We start from the raw sequence: 21376 nt of genomic DNA, 5'->3' as shown, positions 1-21376 counted from the left end.
GCGATGGCATTAACCAAAGCGAAAATATTTGTTGAAGCTACCAATCCGTACGACTTCGAGGTCCTGTTCAATCCGAGCGAATACGAGCTTGAAACGACCAACTCGTTTGCTTTTCAAGAATCACCCGGGGCTAGTGCGCCTACAGCGCAATTTCTCAGCGGGGATGAAACGGTGCTCACGATGGATCTGTTCTTCGATACTTATGAAGCGAGCAAGGACGTGAGGGAGGAAACGTTCAAGATTGTAAAGCTGCTCGAAGTGGACAGCGATCTGCATGCTCCCCCATACGTCCGTTTTGTCTGGGGATCTTTGAATTTCAGGGGTGTGGTAGAGAAGGTAAAGCAGAAATACACCATGTTTCTGGATTCCGGAATTCCCGTCCGTGCCACACTCGCCGTAACGATCAAGGCGGTTATGACGCTGACGGAGCAGCTGCAGCTGACGCCGCGGCAATCGGCGGACCGTACGAAGCAAAAGCCGTTTAATCAAGGGGATCAGTTGTGGATGATGGCAGCTCATGAGTATGACGATCCCGGCAAGTGGCGCGACATCGCGCGTGCCAATCGGATTGACAATCCGAGACATATCGAACCGGGCCGAAAGCTGATCGTTCCGAGACTCGAATAGCAGGCAGCGGAAGGAGGATCAACCATGCCGCTCTCAACAGCATCCTACCAGGTCAATAAGCTGGCTGAAAAATATGCTCAATTTTTTGCACCTGCCCATGAAATCTTGATCGACGGCACGGAAATTGTGAAGCAGAAGCAGGTTGCCGTCTCCTCCATTACAGTGCAAACGAGCGTTGAGCCTGAAGCGAATATGGCTGAATTTACCGTTGTCAATGCCTATAAACCGGCCGAAGAGGATTTCCAGTGGCTCGACGACGTGTTTGTTCTGGGCAAGACGATGGAAGTCAAGCTCGGCTATGTGGATAAGCTTGAGCTGATGTTTCATGGCGTGATTTCTTCGGTAGCGATCGAATATCCCGAGGGGGGAACCCCAACCATTCGGGTCAAAGGGCTGGACAAGTCCTCTCTGATGATGAAAGGAACCAAGTTCCGCTCCTGGACGGAAAAAAAGTACAGCGAGGTTGTCAAAGAGGTTGCATCGACCTACGTATCCGACCTTGTGGTCGACGATACTACGAACAAAATCAGCACGATCGTCCAAAGTCAGGTCAGCGATTTTAAATTTATCGAGCATTTGGCGTATATATGCAATTATGATTTTTTTCTGGTGGACAAAACGCTGTATTTCCGCAAGCCGCTTACTTCGATGACCCCGGTGCTGACGCTTAGCTACGGCCAGTATCTGCGAAGCTTCACAGCGGATATGAATTTGGCGGAGCAGCTGACCAAGGTGACGGTCCGAGGCTGGAGCGACAAGGAGCAGAAAACTGTGGAGTCATCTGCGGCTACGATTACCAAGCTGGGCTCTAACGCCAAAACGGGCAAGGATTTGTTAGCATCGCTGGGCGAATTCGAGGAGCACTTGTATACCAACGTCGATTCCGCGGATGAAGCCAAAGCGAAGGCGGAGGCGATTCTTGGACGCAAGGCGATGAAGCTGATTACGGGTGACGGAGAATGCATCGGCATCCCGGAAATCAAGGCAGGCCGATATATCAAGCTGGATGGCTTAGGCAAAAAGCTGAATCAGCCCTTCTATGTTACGGGAGCTACCCATCGTATGGATAGCGAGGGATATTCAACAAGCTTTCAAGTCCAAGGAAATGCGGTGTAACGTATGAACGATTTCCCCTTTGCGGTACCGAATGAAATCAGAATGCCGCGTATTGAAGGCGTAATGGTCGGGATTGTAACCAATAACAAGGATCCGGAGAACTTAGCCAGGGTCAAGCTCAAGCTGCCATTGCGCGAAGGCGAAACGGAGACCGATTGGGTGCGAATCGCCACCTTAATGGCCGGGAATGAACGCGGAAGCTTGTTCATCCCGGAGGTTGGAGATGAGGTTCTCGTTGCGTTCCATCTGGGAGAGGTGAGGCAGCCCTATGTAATCGGCACGCTTTGGAGCTCCAAGCTGAAGCCGGCCCCCGGGAAGAACGAGAAGAACGACGTTAGAAAATTCAAGTCCCGCGCCGGACACGAGCTCATTTTCGATGATAACGATTCGGACGGCAAGGTAACGCTGAAGACGAATAAGGGTCAAATAGTTGAAATGCTGGACAAGGACAGCTCCATCAAAATCGCCGATTCCTCAGGCAATCAGTCCGTGCTGATTAAAGGCGGCTCCGCCAATGAAATTACTATCAGCGCGGGAACGTCGAAGATCATGATGAATGCGAAGGGAGATATCCAAATCGAGAGCACCAAGGAGATCAAGGTGAAGTCGACGCAGCTTAACCTGGAGGCTTCCGCTACGATGGAGCTGAAGGCCGGAGCGTCCATCAATATGAAGTCGGACGGCATCATTAACATTAAAGGCAGCATGGTCAAAATCAACTGATAAGGAGGTCTGTGATGTCCAAATCCTTTTTGGGTCGGGGGTGGAAGTTTCCTGTTGAAGTCGATGAAATGACAGGCCGCATCAAAATGGTAGAGCATGAGGACGACATCGCGGAAGCGATTCGGATTATCGTATGGACGGGGAAGGGGGAGCGGATGATGCGCCCGAGCTTCGGCTGCGGTTTGGAGCGGTTTTTGTTCGGCTCCACAGACGATACGACGCTGAAGCTGATGGAATCCACGGTTGAGGAGGCCATTCGGGCATGGGAGCCCCGTGTCTATGAGGTCAAGGTACGTGCCGAGCGGGACGGCTCGGAGCCCGGTAAGGTCCTTTTGAACGTGGCGTACGCGGTGCGCTCAACCAACAACCTGTTTAACCAGGTGTACCCGTTCTATCTGAATGAAGGGGCGAAATAATGCCCAACTACACGAAGAAGTGGAGGTGAAGAGCAAGTGCATGTTCCACCGATTGATCCGCGAACCATGGCGTCCTTAATTGAGCAAATGAAAGAAATGGCTCCCCATTATACGCCGGAATGGAGATTTACGCCGGAGGACCCGGACCCGGGAACCGCCTTGTTTCTCCTCTTCGCCCGGATGCTGGATGAAAATATAAAGCGGCTGAACCGCGTTCCTCATAAAAATTTTATAGCTTTCTTGAATTTGCTTGATATTTCGCTTCAAGCTCCAAAGCCGGCCGGCGCTTACTTGACGTTCCATCTTAGCGAAGGAGCCGACAGGCATGTACTGGTACCGGATGCGACCCGGGTGGCCGGGCTGCCGACCGATGGCGGTGCCGAGCCGATCATTTTCGAAACCCAGGGACCGATGGTAGTAACACCCGCCAAGCTCACTCAGATGTTCAATGTGAGCTCCGCACACGATCGAATCGTCAGGCTAAGCTTGGATGGCAGAGAGGAGCCTTCAGTTTCTCTGTTCGATACGGAGGAGGGCTCAGGCAGGAATCTGCAGGAGCATACCTTGTATCTCAAGCTGAATGATTTGTTCCTTGTACGCCATGGCGCTGCGTTGGAGCTCGAGCTGTCCCACACGCAAAAGAGATATACGGAGCCGTTGGCCTGCGAGCTGTTAGCCAATCCCCTGATGGTCGAATGGCGCTACTACAGCGAAGGAGCTTGGATCCCTTTCGATGAAGTGTCGTGCAGCGGAAACAGGGTGCTTTTACAGAAGAGGACAAATAAAGTATGGAGCGAGCTGGAGCTCGAAGGCGTGCAAGGGAGATGGCTGCAGTGCGCTGCCGGTCCGATCACGGCTGAGAGCGGAACGTTACCCTTGGCTGAGCTGGAGCTGGACGGCCTTAGGCTGAAGGGCAGCTACCTGGATTTCGCCGAGGAGGTCGGTATTGCTCCACAGCGAATGTATTTTAACGACATCCAGGTGGAAAATGACGGATTTCATCCTTTTGGTGAAATGTTTGCGCCGTTTGGCATCTTTTACGCAGCCAGCGATGAGGTTCTAAGTAAGAGAGGTGCCTGGATCACGGCGGACTTTACGCTGTCGTTCAAGGAGTACAGACTGTATCCCGAGAAGCCGCAGGAAGTGAACTGGAAGATGATCATGAGGCGGGAGGAGGTCGACAAGGTTGACATCCCGGACCGAATTTCCGTCGTCCGGGTAGTGTGGGAGTACTGGAACGGAAACGGCTGGGTGAGGCTGCCTGTCGCCAAGGAAGCGGAAAGTATCTTTTTCCCATGGACAGAGGAAAGCAGGCAAGTACAGATTGCCTTCCGCTGCCCTGAGGACGTGTCGGAGACCTTCGTCAATTCCGATTGGAATTATTGGATCCGCGCCCGGGTATTGAACATAGACAATATGTACTCGCCTAATGCCGTTTACATCTCACCTTGGGTTGAGAATGTTCGATTCACCTACGACGATTTGGAACAGCAGCGGCTGCCTGAGCACTGCCTCACGCGAAATCACGTCGAGACGCTGGACTACTCTAGGAATCTCGAAGGAACAGGCAATGTGTTTCGACCCTTCCTCGCCCTGCCCGGGCAGCGGCCTGCGCTTTATCTGGGCTTCGACCGCAGGATGGAGCGCGGACCGATCAGCATCTACTTTTCGCTGCAGCAGCAGCGGATGACGGAGCAGGAGGCACCGCTGCTCGATTGGGAGTATTTGGAGGCCGGATGGGGTTCAAACGAGTGGCGGCCGCTGAAGGTTCGGGACGGCACCGGCGGCTTCGTCCGTTCGGGAACGGTCCAGTTTCTGGCCCCCTCCGATATGGGGGAAGCGAGCTTATTCGGCACGAAGGGCTTCTGGCTCCGGGTGCTGAACAAGGACGGCAGGCTGGACCAGCCGATCGGCTTAATTCCCAAGCCGAAGGTGAGGGGGATTAGACCGAATACGGTGCTTGCCCTGCAGCAGGAGAGCATCGTCATGGAATCTCCCGAACGATCCATTCCGGAGTATGTCTATGAGGATGAACACACGGAAGTGATACTGGCGCGCAGCCCGGTCGTGTCGGAGGAAGTATGGGTCGACGAGACCGAACAGCTGCATGAGGACGGAGTGGAGCTGTTGACTGGCTCAGACCGTCCGGTACAAGTGCTGAGGGATTCGGACGGCCGCTTAATGAAATGCTGGGTGAAGTACGACCCCGTAAGTCATTTTCTTGCCTCCGGCCCGGAGGACCGCCATTACGTTATCGATCGTACCTCGGGCAGACTGAAATTCGGCGACGGTGTTCGCGGGAAACGGCTTCCTAACGACGATACGGAGCGTATAAAAGTGAATTACAAAAGCGGCGGGGGAGAACGCGGCAATCTTCCTCGCCACCGAATACAAAGCCTGCAAAGCTCCATCGCCTTTCTCCAGGGGGTTACGAATGAGGAGCCGGCTTCGGGCGGCTGTGATGCCGAGACAATGGAGCAGGCGATCCGGCGCGGCCCTCAAAGGCTGAAGCACAGGGACCGGGCCGTAACCTCAGAGGATTACGAATGGCTTGTGAGAGAGGCATATCCGAATATCAGCAAGGTCAAATGTCTGCCGAATGTCAACGTCCGCTTGGAGAGGGAAGCCGGCTGCATGACCGTCGTTGTTCTCCCCAAGGGAGAAGGGCAGACGGGAGCTGCTTTTCAAGAGATCAAGAATCAGGTTGAGTCTTATCTCTATGCACGAGCGCCTCACGGCATATGCTTTCCCGGCAAAATCGGAGTGATCGAGCCTGCCTATCTTGAGGTCGGCGTACAGGTCGTGCTTGCGGTTAAGTCGATGGACGAAGCGATACAAGCGGAGACAGACGCGTTAGAGCGAATGGAGAGGTTTCTCCATCCCCTTCACGGCGGCTTTGATGGTCGAGGCTGGGATATTGGAAAGGCGCTGCATGCGTCGATGTTCTATGCGCTTTTTAAATCCATAGGCTCCATTCATCACGTGATTCGTCTCTCTCTGTCGGTACTAAAGCTCGAGGACGGGGTCCGAACGGAAGTGCTTCCCGAAAAAATGAATGAATATAAGCATGGCGTCATTAAGAACGGACTACATAAAGTAACGGTGCAGATCGTCTGATCTGCGGGAGAAAGGAGGAACTCTGCATTGCTGAAGCTGCCGAATTTAGATGATCGCGTATATGAGCTGATGGTGGAGGAGGCTCGCAAGCAGATTCCCTCCATCTATCCAAGCTGGACCGATGAGAATGCGCATGATCCCGGCATCACGATGCTGGAGCTTTTCTCTTGGCTCACAGAGATGCAGCAGTATTACTTAGATCGGATTACGGAGAGGAATGAAAGAAAATTCCTCAAGCTGCTCGGCATCCGGCCGAGGGCGGCAGGAGCGTCGTCAACGGAGGTGCAGTTTCATGGGGTTGCTCGGCAAGCTGCCCTGCCGAAAGGGACGAGGCTGCTTGCCGGCGATCAAATCTTTGAAACGGAAGACCCTCTGCTTCTCGTGCCTGCGAATCCGGAGAAGCTGATCGTCCGAACATCAACCGGTATGACGGATTATTCTTCAGCGAATGAAGGCCGCAACGTGGCTTTCCCTGCCTTCGGCCCTCGGGCGCATGCCGGAAGTGTGCTGTATATCGGCTTTGGGAAGCCGCTTCCCGTAGAAGAGACCGTGACGATGTCCGTTCGGTTAGACGAGAACTACCCGGTTCGTCCGGTCAAGGATGTTCTAGGCGAGCGGGTGCCTTCGGCCAAGGTGCAGTGGCAGGTGTACGTGGGGGGCGAGCTTGGTCAAGAACCGACGGATGGCTGGGCGGAGCTTGAGCTTGTGAAGGACGAAACGAATCAGCTATCGGGAAGCGGAACATTGACATTTCGATTGCATGCTCCGATGCAGGCAACCATCGTGCAGCCTGCGGTAGACAAGCCGAGATACTGGATCAGCTGCTGGGTAGTAGAGGAGGGCTTTGAGCTCCCGCCGAAAATCGAGCGGTTGGCGCTTAACGCAGTCACAGTCAGACACCACCATACGATGAGTGTTACCGAGCTGTTTGACTGGCACGGAGAACCGGATCAAGCGGTCGTTTCCAGCCATTACTTAGCGTATTTCGGCAGGCATCAGGTTCAAATCCGGCAGGAAAGCGGCGCTTGGGCACAGTGGCAGGAGGTTTCCAGCCTCGATTCCTGCGGCTCGGAAGACCTTGTCTATACTCTGGAGCGGAGAGACGCGAATAAAACGGTGATCATCCGCTTCGGAGACGGAACCAAAGGAGCAGTCCCTCCGGCAGGCCGTTCCCGTGTGAGGCTGATCAGCTACGAGCCTGATTTTGAAACCAAACGGAAGATCGGGGCCGGCAACGGCTTAGCGGGCCAAACCATCGAATATTTGCCGTCGCCAGCCATTTCAGCGGGAGTTAGCCTGCAGACCGGAAGCAAGGATCGCAGCGGGACTTGGCAATGGCATGACTGGAAGCAGGTTGACGATTTTGACAGCTCCGGTCCTGAGGATCGCCACTATATATTGGATGCCGAGCAGGGAACGATCCGCTTCGGAGACAATGAACGCGGCCGGGTTCCGGAGAAGTCCGATGTCCCGAATATGGTGTTGACCGCATATCGAATCGGCGGAGGCGCGGCCGGCAATATTAACGCAGGGATGATCGACCGGTTTGCGGAGCCATGGCCGGACGTTTATGGCGTGCAGCCTGCCAATCGATTCGCCGCATCGGGAGGAAGCGAGCCTGAAGTATTGGAGCAAGCGAAAGTCCGAGCGCGGCTTGCTCTCCAGCAGCCGGCGACAGCGGTAACGGAGAAGGATGTCGAACGTGTAGTCAAGCAAACCCCGGGACTGCGCATTGCAAGGGTAAAAGCCATTCCGCTTTATTGTCCGGGGATGCGGAATTATCCGGTGGAGAAAGCCCCGGGACGTCTCTCGGTGGTAGTCGTGCCTTACAGCGAGAATCCCCGGCCGGTGCCAAGCAAGGGGTTTCGCGAGACGGTCAGACGCCATCTGGATAAATACCGGCTGCTCTCGACAGAAGTGGATATTATTCCGCCGGAATACATACAAGTCAGCGTCAATGCGGTCATCATCGTCGAGCCCCATTTCAAGGATGAGAAGATGACGATTCTCCGGGAGTTAAACCGGCTGCTTCAGCCCTTTGACAATTCCGATGGAGGCACGGGCTGGGCTTTCGGCCGTACGGTGTATAAGGGGGATATATACGGGGTCATCAACCGAATACAGGGTGTAAGCTACATTCAAGACGTATGGATTTCCGCTGAAGGCAGAGGCTTTCGGAAGGAGCCCGGCGGGGATATTGTCCTGCCCCCGAATGGGCTGGTGTGCTCCGGAGAGCATGATATCGAATTGATTAGTGTGGCGGAGCTATAAGATTGAAAACAGGCAGTAGTGCGAAACAGAAAGGAGGATCTCGCGCATGATGGAGCCTTTTCGGTTTTTCTCGCTGAATAAACCGTCCGATTGGCAGCAAGGGATTACGGACAATATCGACATCGACAGCGCTCTCGGAATGGGTCTCGCGAAGACGAAGAAATACAACGTCACGCAACATTTGGACTTGGCGGAGCTGGAAGGAATTCCTGAGATCATCGATGTCGCCTTAGGCCGCCAGGGCCGATTGTACTTGATGGACGAGGATGCCGCGCTATGGATATTCGATACGGACAATCTGCACCTGGAGCCGCTGATCGCACGAAACCATGGAATCTACACGCCAGGAGCCCGAATCACGGCTTGGGGCGACCTGGTGTTAATCATTGATGCTGCAGCGGAGGAGTCCATTACGGCGTACTCCGCGTCCAACGGCCAGGCTGTTTGGAGCCATACCGTGCACCGGGGCAAACGAATCTATCCTATCCTGGCCGTTTCGGATACGGAAGATGGCTTTGTCGTTTTAACGGCGCTGGAGGGGGAATCCGGATACCGCCTGCTGCGCTATCACCGGTCCGGAAGGCTGATCGATGAACGGGACATTCGTCCGGGCAAAATCGAAGGACTGGAGAGCTGGCCCGGGTCAGAAGAAGAGTGGCCCGCTTTCCTTGACCTCATGCGAAGACAAATCTCAATGACTTCCGCACCTGACGGGACCGTGTGGCTGCTGCAGCCCGCCGAAGGAAGGCTGTACCAGTATCCCGCGGACGGACTTGCTCCGATCGAACAGTCATACAAGCTGCAAAATCAGCATCAGGTTCAGGTCATTGCAGCCGACAGGCAGGGCAAGCTCTTTGCAGCAGCTCGTTCGATTGGATCCGACCTTGACATGTCGGGCTCCGAGCGGGAAAGCTTTCTTTACAGCCGATCGCACCCTGGAGAAGCAGCATTGCCCGCCTTCGAAAGGCTGTCTTCGTTCCCGGGGGCATGTGACCGGCTTTTCATTGACGAGAAAGGGATCCTGTATGCCCTGCATTTACAAAATACGTCGCTGCTGATCCTCCGCTCTCAGCAAAGAACCCGGCTTCATCCAAGGACCGGCTTCTACTCAGGAACCTGGATAAGTGCATCGCTTGACAGCTATGAGAACGAGCTGGAGTGGCATAAGCTTTCGCTGGATGCAACCATCGGTGAAGGCATGCAGCTGCGAGTTTCCTGGTACGCTTCCGACCGGAAAACGGTAATGCTCGGAGACTCGACCTACATCGATATCGACGAGCTGCTTGCCGACCCGGACCGAACGGCGGAAGAAAAGCAGCGGCTGCTCCTGCCCCTCTGGTCAGCTCCTATGGACAATCCGAAGGATGCGTTGTTTTTCGGCGCTAAAGGCCGTTATCTCTGGATTCGGCTGGAGCTTGTGGGAAGCGAGCAGGGAACGCCTGCGCTCAAAAGATTGAGAGTGTATTACCCGAGGATGTCGTACTTGTCTTATCTTCCTGCCGTGTATCAACACGATGAGAAGAGTCGGAGCTTTCTTGAACGTTACTTATCTCTCTACGCTTCAATGATGGAAGAGACGGACGAGCGGATTGCTACGATTTCCCGCTATTTTGATCCCGATGCGCTGGACGGACCGTACCTCCGCTGGCTGGCGGGCTGGCTCGGCCTTGCGGCGGAAGACTATATCAGCGATCAAACCTTGAAGCTGCTTATGCGTGAAGCGTCGTTTCTCTACAGGCACCGCGGCACGCGGGCTGCCCTGGAGCGAATCATCGAAATTTTTACAGGGGAAAAGCCCATTATTGTGGAGCATCATCAAATACGTCATTTGCTTGAAAATGCGGAGCAGCGAGAGCGCATAGCGGAGCTGTACGGCGACGATCCCTACACCTTTTGCGTCATGGTGCAGCCGGAGCATGCGCAAACCGACAAGCAGCGATACTTGCTGGAGAAGCTGATTCATGAACAGAAGCCCGCCTATACGGAGGCGAAGCTGATTGTGCTGCAGCCATGGATGAATATGGATATGCATACGTATCTGGGAATCAATACGAAGCTTTCGGAGCCTACGCTCTTAACGCTGAACCAGCAAGCCACATTACCGCATCATTCCGTATTGATTGATGTCGACCGCGATCGCCGTATGGACATTCACACGAGGCTGGGTCTTGATTCGGAGCTCGAATAAACCAGGGAAAGAGGAAGTAGAGAATGAAAAAATCAAGGTATTTTCCATTCGAACGCAACCGGTATTTTTACGGCAAGCTGCTGACGGTCCGGGACTTCGAGTCCGAACAAAAGTATTTCAACGATAAAAGACGGCTTCTCAACCGCCTTCTGTACGGGAGCGGAGTGATCGCGGGTCTGCAGGTCATTGCGGTGGATGACAAATCGGTATCCGTCGAATCCGGTGTAGCGGTGGACAGCCTGGGACGAGAAGTAATTGTAGCTTCTCCGGTTACTTTGAAGCTTTCCATGATGGAGGGCTTTAGCAACAACGAATATGCCAAGAATGTATACCTATGCATTGCCTACGACGAGAAGGGAAAAGAACCGGTTCACGCAGTCACGAGCAGCTCGGTTCGTCAAGAGGAAGTCAGCGAGTATAACCGTGTCGTCGAGAGCTATCGGCTGTTTATTCGTGAGGATGCGCCGGAGCCCGCCCAGTTCGATTGGAACCAATTCAGCAAGGAATCGACGCTGATTCATGATGACGGGCAGGTGCGCGTGGTTCAGTCTGTCCCGCGTTATGTGGCGGAGGGGGAGACGTTCGAGGTGGAGCTCCGGGTCGAGAAGACGCTGCAGTCCTCGCGCATTACCTTTGAATACGAGCCGCTAAGGGATCACTTCCGCTTTCTGGACGAAACGGAGCAGGGAAAGCTGCGCTTCGTCGAGCCGTCCGACAGCCGTTCGGGCGACTACACCGTCACCTTCCGTGCCGTGGCGAAGGGGAAGGCCGGGGAGCGCGGCGAGCTTGGGAACAAGCCGGGCAGCGCTCTCTTGATGGTGGGTGACCGGCGCATTCAATTGACGCATTCCTTCACAAGCCAGGTAGAGATTGTCCGCGATGTGGAATCCCGTCTCTGGGATGCATACATCAATCGACCGCTGGATACGGTACTTAGCTCCCCGGCGGATCCCTATTTGGTGCTGGCCAAGATCAGCCTTCTCCAAATGGGCCCAAGCTATGTCATCGAACGGGTGGACCCGCTTCCGTTCGGAGAGCTTGTGGTGAATTCGCCGATGCTTAGCGAGCTTGTGCGCCGAAGGGGCAGCATAGCCGGATCGAAAGCCTTCTCCGCAAGCGCGGAGACCAGGCAGCTGCCTCCGGAGGAGAAGCCGCATTTTTCCGTGGACTTCGAGGAGGAGACGAACCGGTTCGAATTTACCCTCGGTCTTCCGCAATCCCAATCGATTGAGGAAGAGGTAGCCACAGGAGTAACGGAGATTTCGCTTCTATCGCAGGATGGGAAGCAGGATAGTAAAATTCCTTTTCTTCGTCAGGGCAAAAGCTTCTTCTCCGGTGAAATCGAGCATGGACTAGGGTCTGGACCGGTATTGATTACGGTGGGCGTTGAGCTCGACAAGGGGGAAGGCGTCGTATCGGAGCTGCTTGGAACGAGTGAATGTGTTATGTACGGTTCCCAGGACGTGTTCCAGGACAGCGAATTTGAGCCGAATTTGCCGAAGCTATCGATCGGGACCATGGTTTATCCGCAGAAAGGGACATTTCGTATCGGTGTAAAGCTTCTTCCTGCACCGGAGATTCCTTCCATAAAGCTGCGCTGGTGGGCAGTGCGGAAAAACACTAACGTCGGATCGGATTCGGCGCACGAGCAGCTGGATTCCTCCGAGCAGGAAGCGGCGGCCGGTACGGACAGCTAGAAAGGAGGGAAGCGGTCAATGGGACAACTGGTATGCGGCGGAGCCAATATTAAGTGCAGCTTCGGCAATGCTCCCGGCACCCTGATGGTGCTTCCGGCGAACCGGGTGATGCACTCAATGCCGGTAGCTACGATAATGGACGGCAAGCCGATGGTGAATGTACTGCCATTCGGCATGTGCAGCTCCATGGCGAACCCGACGGTCGCTTCGGCTACGGCAGCGGCCTTCGGAGCGCTGACTCCGATGCCCTGTGTGCCGGTAACTCCGGCTCCATGGGTTCCGGGCTCGCCCACCGTACTGATCGGCAATTTTCCCGCGTTAAATAAAGACTCAAAGCTTATGTGCGCTTGGGGCGGCGTCATTGAAGTATTGAACCCCGGACAGGCCACCATTCAGGTTCCCTAGGATAAGGAGCGAACCGACGTGATTGAAGCCATTATCAAGCCGTTTATTACACCGATTCAGAAGCGCATTATTGCCCCGATCATGAGGGCAAGGGCGCTTCCTAAGCTGATCGTCAAATGGATCAAGGCGTTTTTCAAAAAGATTTTAAATGCGAAACAAATATCGAAAGAAAGCTACGTGCTGATCGGCAATTACTATATACAGAAGAAGCTCATCGTCATCTGCATTTTGGTTATGTTGGCGCTGGTCTACTTCATTTTTATTAAGCCGCCCGCTCTTGTGAACAGATGGTTTCACTTCACGCCGAAGCTGGTCGAGCAGACAAGCGCGCCGATCACTTATACCGGAAAAGCTCAAGTATTTACGGAAGCCAAGGTACTCAGGTACGAAGGCGAGCTGGCGGAAGGAATCTACCAAGGCAAAGGCAAGCTGTTCGGAGAAAACGGGCAGATCGAGCGGCAGGGCGATTTTGATAAAGGGCAGCTGAAGCAAGGGGAGCATTACGGTGCAGACGGCGTGCTGCTCTACAGCGGCGGCTTCTCAGAGGGGCTCTATTCCGGACAGGGCACGCTTTTCTATCCCAATCGTTCCATCCGGTATCAGGGTGAATTTCAAGCCGGCAAGCCTACGGGGAAGGGCAAGGCGTTCGATGAAGGCGGCAGGCTGCTGTACGAGGGGAATTTTGCCTCAGGCTTATACGCCGGAGAAGGCATCGAATATTATCCCGGCGGCGCGGTGAAATACCAAGGGCAATTCCTGGCGGGGAAATATAACGGTCCGGGCAAGCTGTTAAACGAGGCGGGGGCGCTGGTGTACGAGGGCGGCTTTGCCGGCGGACAGTACTCCGGGGAAGGAACGGCCTTTTATCCGGCTGGAACGGCGCAGTACAAAGGGCAATTCATGGGAGGCGCTTATAACGGGGCCGGACAAGCCTTCTACGAAAGCGGCAAGCTGAAATATGAAGGCGGCTTTGCCGGCGGTGTCTACCATGGCGACGGCATGGCCTACTCGGATGCCGGGCTGCCTGTGTACAAGGGCAAGTTCGTCAATGGCCTTTACGAAGGACTTGGCGAGGAGCTTGGTGCGGACGGAAAGGCTGTTTACAAAGGGTACTTCAGGCAGGGACAGCCGCATTACGGCGGGTTTCTCGGTTTATCCGGCGCAAAGCTGGAGGAGCTGCTCGGCAAGCCGCAGGATACCACCATTGCGGATCGTGCCGACGGAAATCCCGAGCTGATCATGAATTATCGGGACTATGGGATGCGAATTGTCATGCGGGTTTCAGAGCAGGATCCCGCCGTTACGTATGTCGGCTCGGTTGCTCTGACGAAGGCGCAGGCTTTCGAGCAGCTGCAGGCTTCCATGACCGCGTTATACGAGAAGCTGAAGAAAGAGGATCCGAACCAGGTAAAGCTTGTCTGGTCGGAGCTGGTTGTATCCGAGCTGGAGCGGACCGAGATGTTCCTGTATGAGGAGCAGTTTTACCGTTTTACATTCATACCGAGAAATACGCTGCAGCGTGCTGAAATTTACCTTAGCGAATAATAGGACGCTGCTGCGATACACGGAAGGGGGAGAGCGTGATGAATCATAACCGGGTTGCGGCGGCGCTGCTGGCAGCTGCTGTGCTCTGTGCCCCCGTCCTTCCGTCGCAAACTGCCTTTGGTGCCGGATTGCTCACACTTGAAGAGGCGGTTGCGAAAGCGACGGAGCAATCGAGTGAGCTGGGGGAAGCCCGCATCCAGATGAATGCAAAGGTTATTGAGCTGTCGCAGGCCCAAGCGGCCGTCAACCATCAGGCGGAAAAGGATTTCAGCTTATTCGCCAAGCCGCATAGCTTATCGAAGGACTTGGAGCTGAAGCTGAAGGTGCCTACCGCACGCAAGCAGCTGAACGAAACGAAGCGGGAGCTGGCCGGCAAGGAGCTGGCGCTGCGTGCCGAGGTCGAAAAGCTGTACGAGGGTGCCATGCAGGCTATGGAGTACGAAGCTTTGGTGCTCCGCAAATGGAATGATGCGAAGAAGTCCGCCGAGGATGCGGAGAAGCTGGCGCGCTTCAAGGTCAAGACGCAAGAGGAGGCCGATAAGGCCAAGGAAGCCTTCGCGAAGGCCGAGTCGGAGCTGAAGCTGGCGAGACTTGCGCTCAAGGCGGCCAAGCTGCAGTTAGGAGAAAAGCTTGGCATCGATCCGGAGAGCGACTTCTCGCTCGGACTGGAGCCGAGCTACGCGGTATTGACACAGGAACAAATGTGGAGGTTTATTTCCCACGCGGAAAAGAACGACTTCACGCTGTATAAGGATACGGAAGCCCGCAAGCTGGCGGAGGAAAAGGTCATCGTCACACGCCGGCTCTACGCCTCGAAATTCGGACAAAACGAAATGCGGTTGATAGAAGCGATGTATTCTTCGCCGTCGATGGATTATGAGCTGTTCATGGCGAACTATGACATCCTCTTAGAGGATATCAAGCGCAAATGGGAAGGCATCTTCCTGATTCCGATCCCGTTTCTGCCGATTATTCTTCCGATTCCGAAGGTCATTCTGCAGGGGGAGTACGACGGCCTTCGTTATTTTGACGATATCCGTTACTCGCTTCCGGTTTCCATGCTGGAGCAGGATAAAGCGCGCCTGAAGGAACGGGACACCCGGGGGAAGCTGGTAAATAAAATCAAGAAGTCGTTCCTTGACGCCAAAGGTGCGGAGGAGTCGTACGCCCAAGCCTTGAAGCAGGCGGACCGCATGAGGGAGGAGCTGGAAGCGGCTCGCAAGAAGCATGCGGTCAAATGGATCACCGACGAGGATTTGGCTAAATCGGTACAAGCGTCGGAGGAGGCAGACAAAGCGGCCATGACGGGCTATTACGCCTACAAAAGCGCTCTGTCGGCACTGAATCTGGCTGCTGCGGGCGCCGTGGATGCTGCACTGAAGCCCGGTGTGCTCCCGTATCAGGACATTGATGACGGATTGGCTCCGATGGGCGAGCCTCCGGCAGACCCGAATGCAGCGAAGCGGCTGGTCGGCAGCTGGAGCGTGAAGGAGGCAGTGGAAGGCATTACCTCCGAGCTGACTATCAAAGCGCCGAAGGAGCTTGGCGCCACCCACTTCGCCTTAGTCACCTGGGATGGTAAGCCTGTCGGCTTGAAGGTGCCCATCGATGGAAAGGTAACGCATATTTCTACCGTCTTCGGTGACATGAGTCAGTTGAAGGTAGTGTTGTACAAGGACAATACCGTTTTGGCGTCGGTCGTCCCGGAGGGGAACGGCTCCACGGGTACTCTGACGATCGAAGCGTCCGGAAAAGAGGAGTAGGGCTATGCACGGAAATACAATCCCATCCAAGCTGATCGTTGCCGTGCTGGCCGTCTCCTTGCTTCTGCCGGGAGGCTCCGCCTATGCGAAGCTCCCGCCGGAGGCGGCAAACGGATCAGGGTACTTGATCATCGGAAACTTTCTCATTCACCGGGGCGCCGTCAATAAGGATAATACGGCCGCCGCCCGGGCCTCTATGGCGGATTCCGGCCAAGGGATGTTCTACCAATCCGAGCTGGCGGACGGTACATGGTATGATCTCGGCTCCGCAAGCAGCGTGAAGGACATCATGGACCCTAAGAGCAAGAAGGCGCTTCAGGCGGCAGCGGTCGATAAGCTGAAGCTGGAGGTTTGGATCGACGAGAAAGGGACCATCCGGGGGCTGCTTTCCGCTGCGGAGGCGGCCAAGCGTGTCGAACAGCTGGCGAAGGATATCGAGAAGCTGAAGGAGCAGAACGAAGAGGCGGTAGAGGATAACAAGCAGAGCGAGTCCACCCGGCTGCAGATGCAGCAGGAGCAGCTGGAGGCCGAGATGGCTTTCCTTAAGGCTGTGGAAGGCGGTAACCAGCCCCTTGCGGAGCAGCTGATGGCCCGCATGGCCGGCGATCCTGCGGCCATTCTGAGCAGCCTTCAGGAGAAGGCTGCCGCCCTCGCGGGCTCGCTTGGCCAAGAGCAGCAGAAGCTGGCGGAGGCTTTGAAGGCGGCGGAGGCCGGCGGCAATGCGGCGCTCGTCGCCGAGCTGTCGGCGAAGCTGGCGGAGACGCAGGCTGCCGCAGGCGGGACGGCCGAGCCGAAGAGCGCCGCGGATGCCCTCGCGGAGCTTGCGCTGCTGCAGAGCAGGCAGGCGGAGCTCGAGGGCATGGCGTACCGCGCGGCGGCCGGCGGCAGCGCCGAGCTCGCTGCGGAGCTGCAGCTGCAGGCCGCTGCGGGCGCGGCGAAGCTTGCTGCCGCCCAGGCGGCGGCCGACGCGCTGCAGCAGGCGCAGCTGCAAGGCGAGCTCGCCGCGCTGCAGCCGCAGCTGGTCGCTGCGCAGGGCGACGCCGCTCTCGCGGCGAAGCTGCTGGCGCAGGCGGTACGCGCGGAGGCGCAGCTGAAGGCGCTGGAGAGCGGCCTCGCCGCGCAGCTGCGGTCGCTCGAGGCCGCCCTCGCGAAGCTGCAGACCATCGCCGCTCTCGCGAGCGGCGGCGCTGTCCCGGCGGAAACGGGCCTGCCGCCCGCAGGGCTGCCAGTCGAGCTGGCCGACAGCTGGAAGCAGCTTACGCTGCAGCTTCTTGCCGCCGAGAAGGCGAAGCTGTTCCTTCAGCTGGATCTGGCGGAGCAGCAGACCGGCAATGCCGTAGAAGCGGTGACCGCCCAATTGATACCACAGCTGCAGGCGCTGCAGAAGGAGCAATATACAGCTAAACAGCTTGCAGCAATTGCTGAGCTGTCAAGCCAAATAGCCGGCAGCATCGACGCCCGGGCTGTCCCCCTGCCAGTAGAGAGCATTCTCACAGAGGGGACGTCGTTATCCTTCGAAATGCCCCCTGTGCTTATTGACGGGTCGGCCTATATTCATATCCGACCGATCTCGGAAGCCTTCGGTTCGAAGGTGATATGGAACGATTTTGAACGTACCGTGACGATTCTCAAAGAAGGTACGGTGCTCTTTTGCCGGGTGGACGATCCGGTAGCTTATTTGAACGGTAACAAAATCCTGCTGGATGCGCCGCCTCGACTCATCGAAGGGCGCACGATGGTACCGCTTCGTTTTGTCGCGGAGGGATTGGGCTTATATGTCGGCTGGGATGCACCCACGGCGACTATTAGAATCGAAGGGCTAGACGGATAGGGAGGGGACCCTGAACAAATGAAAACAAAACGGTGGCCGCTGCTCGCTGTACTGGCTCTCATGATCCTTGTCGGTTGGGGAATTTACCGCTCATGGGCCCAGCTTACACCGCTTCCATGGGTGCAATCCATGCCGTTTGACGGCTTGTCCGAGGTTTCTGCAGAGACACCTCAGGACTCAGGCGGCAAAGGGAGCATTCTGTTGATCGGCGATTCCAAGCTGAGCTTAACCAAGATGACGGCTGACGGGGAAATCGTCTTTAAGCGGAAGACGGAAAACAAGGCAGGGGAAGGACTAATCCATTATGACGGAGTCACAGCAGACCGCAGCGGAAACGTCTATGCCCTGCAGACGCTGCTTGACTCGAACGGTCTGTACGTTGTAGGAGAACGAATTCACAAGTACAGTCCGACCGGAGAGCTGCTGAGCACCGTCGCGGAATATCGGTATGAGTCTACGCTGCTCCCAAGAATGATGCGGGTCGGCAAAGTGAAAGCACTGATGACGCAAGGGGATACGCTGTACTTTTATTATGCGGACGGCGCAACAATGACGCTGTACCGGGCGGCCGCTGACGGAACTCCGTCTCAGAAAACAAGGGAGACCAAGCTGCCTTCGGATCGCTTGCTGGCCGACGTGGTAGGAATGGAGGGGGATCGAGTCTTCATTTCCACCAAGCAGGGGGAAATTTACCAGCTTCTTGCTTCAGATGAAATGAAGCTGATTTATCCGCTTCCCGGTGTGGCGCGGTCCGACCGGAACGTTCCATTGAGCCTCCAGGTGGATGCCCGAGGGCGGCTCGTTTTTATCGATCAGCTGCTGAATGAAATCAGCCGGATTGACATCGGTTCTCCATATATTGTCGAATCGTTGCTGAGCGCGAAGTCGTTTCAAGCTTCAGGGTATGGCGAGCTTTCTTCCCTTAAGCATATTTATGGGAGTCCGGAGGGCAGTCTTTATGTCGTGACGGAAAGCCAATATATGCAGCTGCTTCCGGACGGGACGATTGTCAACCAGCTGACATCGGATAAGTTCCCGGCCACGGCTAGGATGACAAGATATGGCGCTTGGGTGCTCGTCCTGGCGGAACTCCTCCTTTTGCTTCTGCTTTTGCGGCTCTTCTACACTGGCCCGCTGCAGCGGCGTGTCCCGTTAATGCTGAAGTTCCTGCTTGCCTTCGTACCGATTGTGGTGGTATCGATGATCATTCTGTCCAATCTCGTGTACAACGATCTTTCGACCAAGCTGGAGGACGAGATTCGCCAGAACCTGGCCCTGCTTGCGTCGAACGGGAAAAATGCCGTGAGCGGCGACCTCTTGGAGCGCTTGACAACGCCTAAACATTACATGAATGAAGATTACAATCGAATCCGTCAAAGCCTCAGCTCTCTTTACAGCAAGGACAAAGGTGCGCCTCGAGACGGGCTTTACACTACCATCTACCGAGAGGAGAACGGCGAATTAAGCATCATCATGGATGATGACGACAGTGTCACCATGTTCCGCCCGTATCCGATCGACGACGATAACAAGCAGGTGCTGGAGCAAGGGAGAATCATCACCGGTAAGGTGGAGGATTCCAGCGGTTCGTGGCTCTATGCCATCGGGCCGATATACAACTCGGCTAACAAGGTCGTCGGCATTTACGAAACAGGGAAGGATTTTAACGCCGTTAAGCAGCATAACCAGCAGGTCATGGTCAAAATATTATGGTATATGATCGGCATTACCTTCATTATTCTGATCGTGTTCCTTGCTATCGCCTTGTCGGTATCGATCGCGGTTCGCCGGATGCGCGGAAGCGTAAATGAGATTTCGGGAGGCAAGTGGGACGCGTCCGTCGATATCCGGACCCGGGATGAGCTGGCGGACCTCGGCGAGCGCTTCAACGCGATGGTTGCCCATATTCGCAATTATATCGTTCAAATTACAAGGTTCAGCGAAGCGTACTACCGTTTCGTTCCTCAGCAATTTTTGAATTTTATCGGTAAGGAAAGCATCGTTCACGTACAGCTGGGAGATCAGGTTCAAAGAGATATGACGATTCTGGTGTCCAACATGCGGAATTTTTATCGCTTTTCCCGCAAGCTGACGCCGACGGAAAATTTTCATTTCATTAACTCCTTCCTGAAACGGTTCGGTCCCGCCATCCGCAAGTATGACGGCTTTGTCAGCCGTTATCTGGGAGCGGGAATTCTGGCCTTATTCCCTAACGATGCGGATCAGGCCTTGAGAGCTGCCGTGATGATGCGCAGAACGCTGGAAGAATACAACGAGCATCGTCAAAGCGTGGACTATGTGGCGATTGATATCGGCATTGCACTTCACCGTGGCCCTCTTATGCTCGGCGTGATCGGGGAGGAGAAGCGGCTGGAAAACAGCGTCATTTCGGAGCATGTTAGCCTCGTTTCCCAGCTGGAGCAAATGACGGAGAAGCTGGGCGTATGCATTCTGATCACGGAGGAGCTGCTGCAAGGCTTATCCAATCCGGGGGGACGGCTGTACCGCTCCTTAGGACTCATTCATCTGCAAGGAGAAGAGCAGCCGCTGCAGCTTTACGATGTGTACGAAGGGGATCCGGAGCAAATTCGCAGGCTGAAAAAGGAAACGCACGAATTGTTCGAAGCTGCGGTGTCCATGTACCAGAACGGCCGCTTCTATGACGCCAGGGAGGCCTTCCTCGAGGTCATCCGGCTCAATCGCTGGGACCAAGCGGCACGACTCTATTTCTACTTGTGTGATGAATTCTTTCAGAATGGAGCACCAACCGAATGGAACGGAACCTTAAATGTGAGTTAATGAATGCCGATGGAGCCATGGCTGCTTCTGAGCCTGCGGAAGCGTTTCGCATTGTGCGGATGACGACGGAGGAGGAAGCGAAGCGGGTTTCCGAGTTTCTGCTGTCCGACTACAGCTTTGATGACCTACACCATACCCCAGGGGAGCTGCACCATTTTCGTACGAAGCCGTTTCTTTGCTTAACCCAGGATCGCTATTATTATTTAATGGCTATTGATAATAAGGGAGAGCTGATCGGAACGATCAGTTTCCTGGAGAATGAACACCATACGGGCGGGTACATTCTCGACTATCTGGTTGTCCATCGCAGCTGCCGACATTTGGGTGTAGCTACGGCATTAATGAATCAAATGACGGAGACGCTTCGCTCGATGTCCGGACGGTATATCGAAACGTTTACCTGCGATATGAAGGAGTATGAGCCGGTACGGAAGCTTTTCCAAAAGAGGGGCTTTCGCCTGCTGTGCCACATGCCGGATTATTATTACGAGGGCGAAGGAAAAATGTTGTATTATTTGCAGCTATAGCCGAAACATCCTATTCCCATTTGTCGTTCTGTATAGTACATTGATTAGTACAAGAAGCTGTCAGTCATACAGAATCGGGGGATTCCTATGAGAGTGCATGAGGTAACCATTACTCAGGTGCTGCATCCGCAAGACTTACAAACGGTGGCACAGAAAGCGAATTTATTTCGGTCGGATATTGTTCTCAAGCTCGAAAAGGAAGGCCTTGAGTTCGATGCTAAGAGTATTCTGGGCATGATGCTGCTGTCGATTCCGCAAGGGACGCGGGTCCGTATTCAAACGAGAGGCAACGACGAGGAAGAAGCAATCGAAATGATGTGTCATCTCTTGGAAAATAACAAGTAGGAGAAT

Annotated in this window: 15 protein-coding genes; all 15 read left to right on the top strand. The window is 55.0% G+C overall.

The genetic code is table 11. The features are described 5' to 3' along the window. Window positions 1-3 precede the first annotated feature (3 nt). The 15 genes from QMO62_RS09110 to QMO62_RS09040 all read left to right on the top strand — a co-directional run bounded on the left by QMO62_RS09110 (window position 4) and on the right by QMO62_RS09040 (window position 21370). Entirely contained in the window at window positions 4-627 is a 624-nt protein-coding gene (locus tag QMO62_RS09110) for a CIS tube protein (protein ID WP_284640491.1), read from the top strand. 24 nt (window positions 628-651) lie between these two features. Beyond that, complete coding sequence (locus tag QMO62_RS09105) at window positions 652-1743, top strand: phage late control D family protein (RefSeq protein ID WP_284640489.1); 1092 nt, start codon at window positions 652-654, stop codon at window positions 1741-1743. 42 nt (window positions 1744-1785) lie between these two features. Next, complete coding sequence (locus QMO62_RS09100) at window positions 1786-2466, top strand: phage baseplate assembly protein V (protein WP_284640487.1); 681 nt, start codon at window positions 1786-1788, stop codon at window positions 2464-2466. 14 nt (window positions 2467-2480) lie between these two features. After that, entirely contained in the window at window positions 2481-2882 is a 402-nt protein-coding gene (locus QMO62_RS09095) for a GPW/gp25 family protein (protein WP_284640486.1), read from the top strand. Window positions 2883-2948: 66 nt separating this feature from the next. Continuing rightward, complete coding sequence (locus tag QMO62_RS09090) at window positions 2949-5999, top strand: putative baseplate assembly protein (protein ID WP_284640484.1); 3051 nt, start codon at window positions 2949-2951, stop codon at window positions 5997-5999. A 27-nt stretch (window positions 6000-6026) separates the two neighbouring features. Next, window positions 6027-8270 carry a putative baseplate assembly protein gene (locus tag QMO62_RS09085; RefSeq protein WP_284640483.1) on the top strand — a complete coding sequence of 748 codons (2244 nt, stop codon included), beginning with the start codon at window positions 6027-6029 and terminating at the stop codon, window positions 8268-8270. Between the two features lie 46 nt (window positions 8271-8316). Beyond that, a complete protein-coding gene (locus tag QMO62_RS09080; RefSeq protein WP_284640481.1) occupies window positions 8317-10458 on the top strand; it encodes a phage tail protein in 2142 nt (713 codons plus the stop codon). Between the two features lie 23 nt (window positions 10459-10481). Continuing rightward, window positions 10482-12155: a hypothetical protein gene (locus tag QMO62_RS09075; protein ID WP_284640480.1), complete on the top strand. Its 1674-nt coding sequence runs from the start codon at window positions 10482-10484 to the stop codon at window positions 12153-12155. 18 nt (window positions 12156-12173) lie between these two features. Next, entirely contained in the window at window positions 12174-12560 is a 387-nt protein-coding gene (locus QMO62_RS09070; protein ID WP_284640478.1) for a DUF4280 domain-containing protein, read from the top strand. Window positions 12561-12578: 18 nt separating this feature from the next. Next, window positions 12579-14105 carry an MORN repeat-containing protein gene (locus QMO62_RS09065; RefSeq protein ID WP_284640476.1) on the top strand — a complete coding sequence of 509 codons (1527 nt, stop codon included), beginning with the start codon at window positions 12579-12581 and terminating at the stop codon, window positions 14103-14105. Window positions 14106-14143: 38 nt separating this feature from the next. Next, entirely contained in the window at window positions 14144-15868 is a 1725-nt protein-coding gene (locus QMO62_RS09060; protein WP_284640474.1) for a TolC family protein, read from the top strand. Window positions 15869-15872: 4 nt separating this feature from the next. Further along, window positions 15873-17699 (top strand): stalk domain-containing protein, encoded by a 1827-nt coding sequence (locus QMO62_RS09055; RefSeq protein ID WP_284640472.1) that lies wholly within the window; start codon window positions 15873-15875, stop codon window positions 17697-17699. Window positions 17700-17717: 18 nt separating this feature from the next. Beyond that, entirely contained in the window at window positions 17718-20498 is a 2781-nt protein-coding gene (locus QMO62_RS09050) for an adenylate/guanylate cyclase domain-containing protein (protein WP_284640470.1), read from the top strand. Continuing rightward, the gene (locus tag QMO62_RS09045) at window positions 20498-21025 is read left to right on the top strand and encodes a GNAT family N-acetyltransferase (RefSeq protein ID WP_284640468.1); all 528 of its coding nucleotides are present in this window, start codon (window positions 20498-20500) and stop codon (window positions 21023-21025) included. Before QMO62_RS09050 ends, QMO62_RS09045 begins: the two co-directional genes overlap by 1 nt. An 87-nt stretch (window positions 21026-21112) precedes the next feature. Further along, window positions 21113-21370, top strand: a complete 258-nt coding sequence (locus QMO62_RS09040; protein WP_284640466.1) for an HPr family phosphocarrier protein — start codon at window positions 21113-21115, stop codon at window positions 21368-21370. The last annotated feature ends 6 nt before the right edge of the window (window positions 21371-21376 follow it).

Source organism: Paenibacillus silviterrae (genome assembly GCF_030167925.1).
In the GTDB taxonomy this organism is placed as follows: domain Bacteria; phylum Bacillota; class Bacilli; order Paenibacillales; family NBRC-103111; genus Paenibacillus_G; species Paenibacillus_G silviterrae.
The sequence above is the reverse complement of the archived record's forward strand: the minus strand, read 5'-3'. Positions and strand labels throughout refer to the sequence as shown.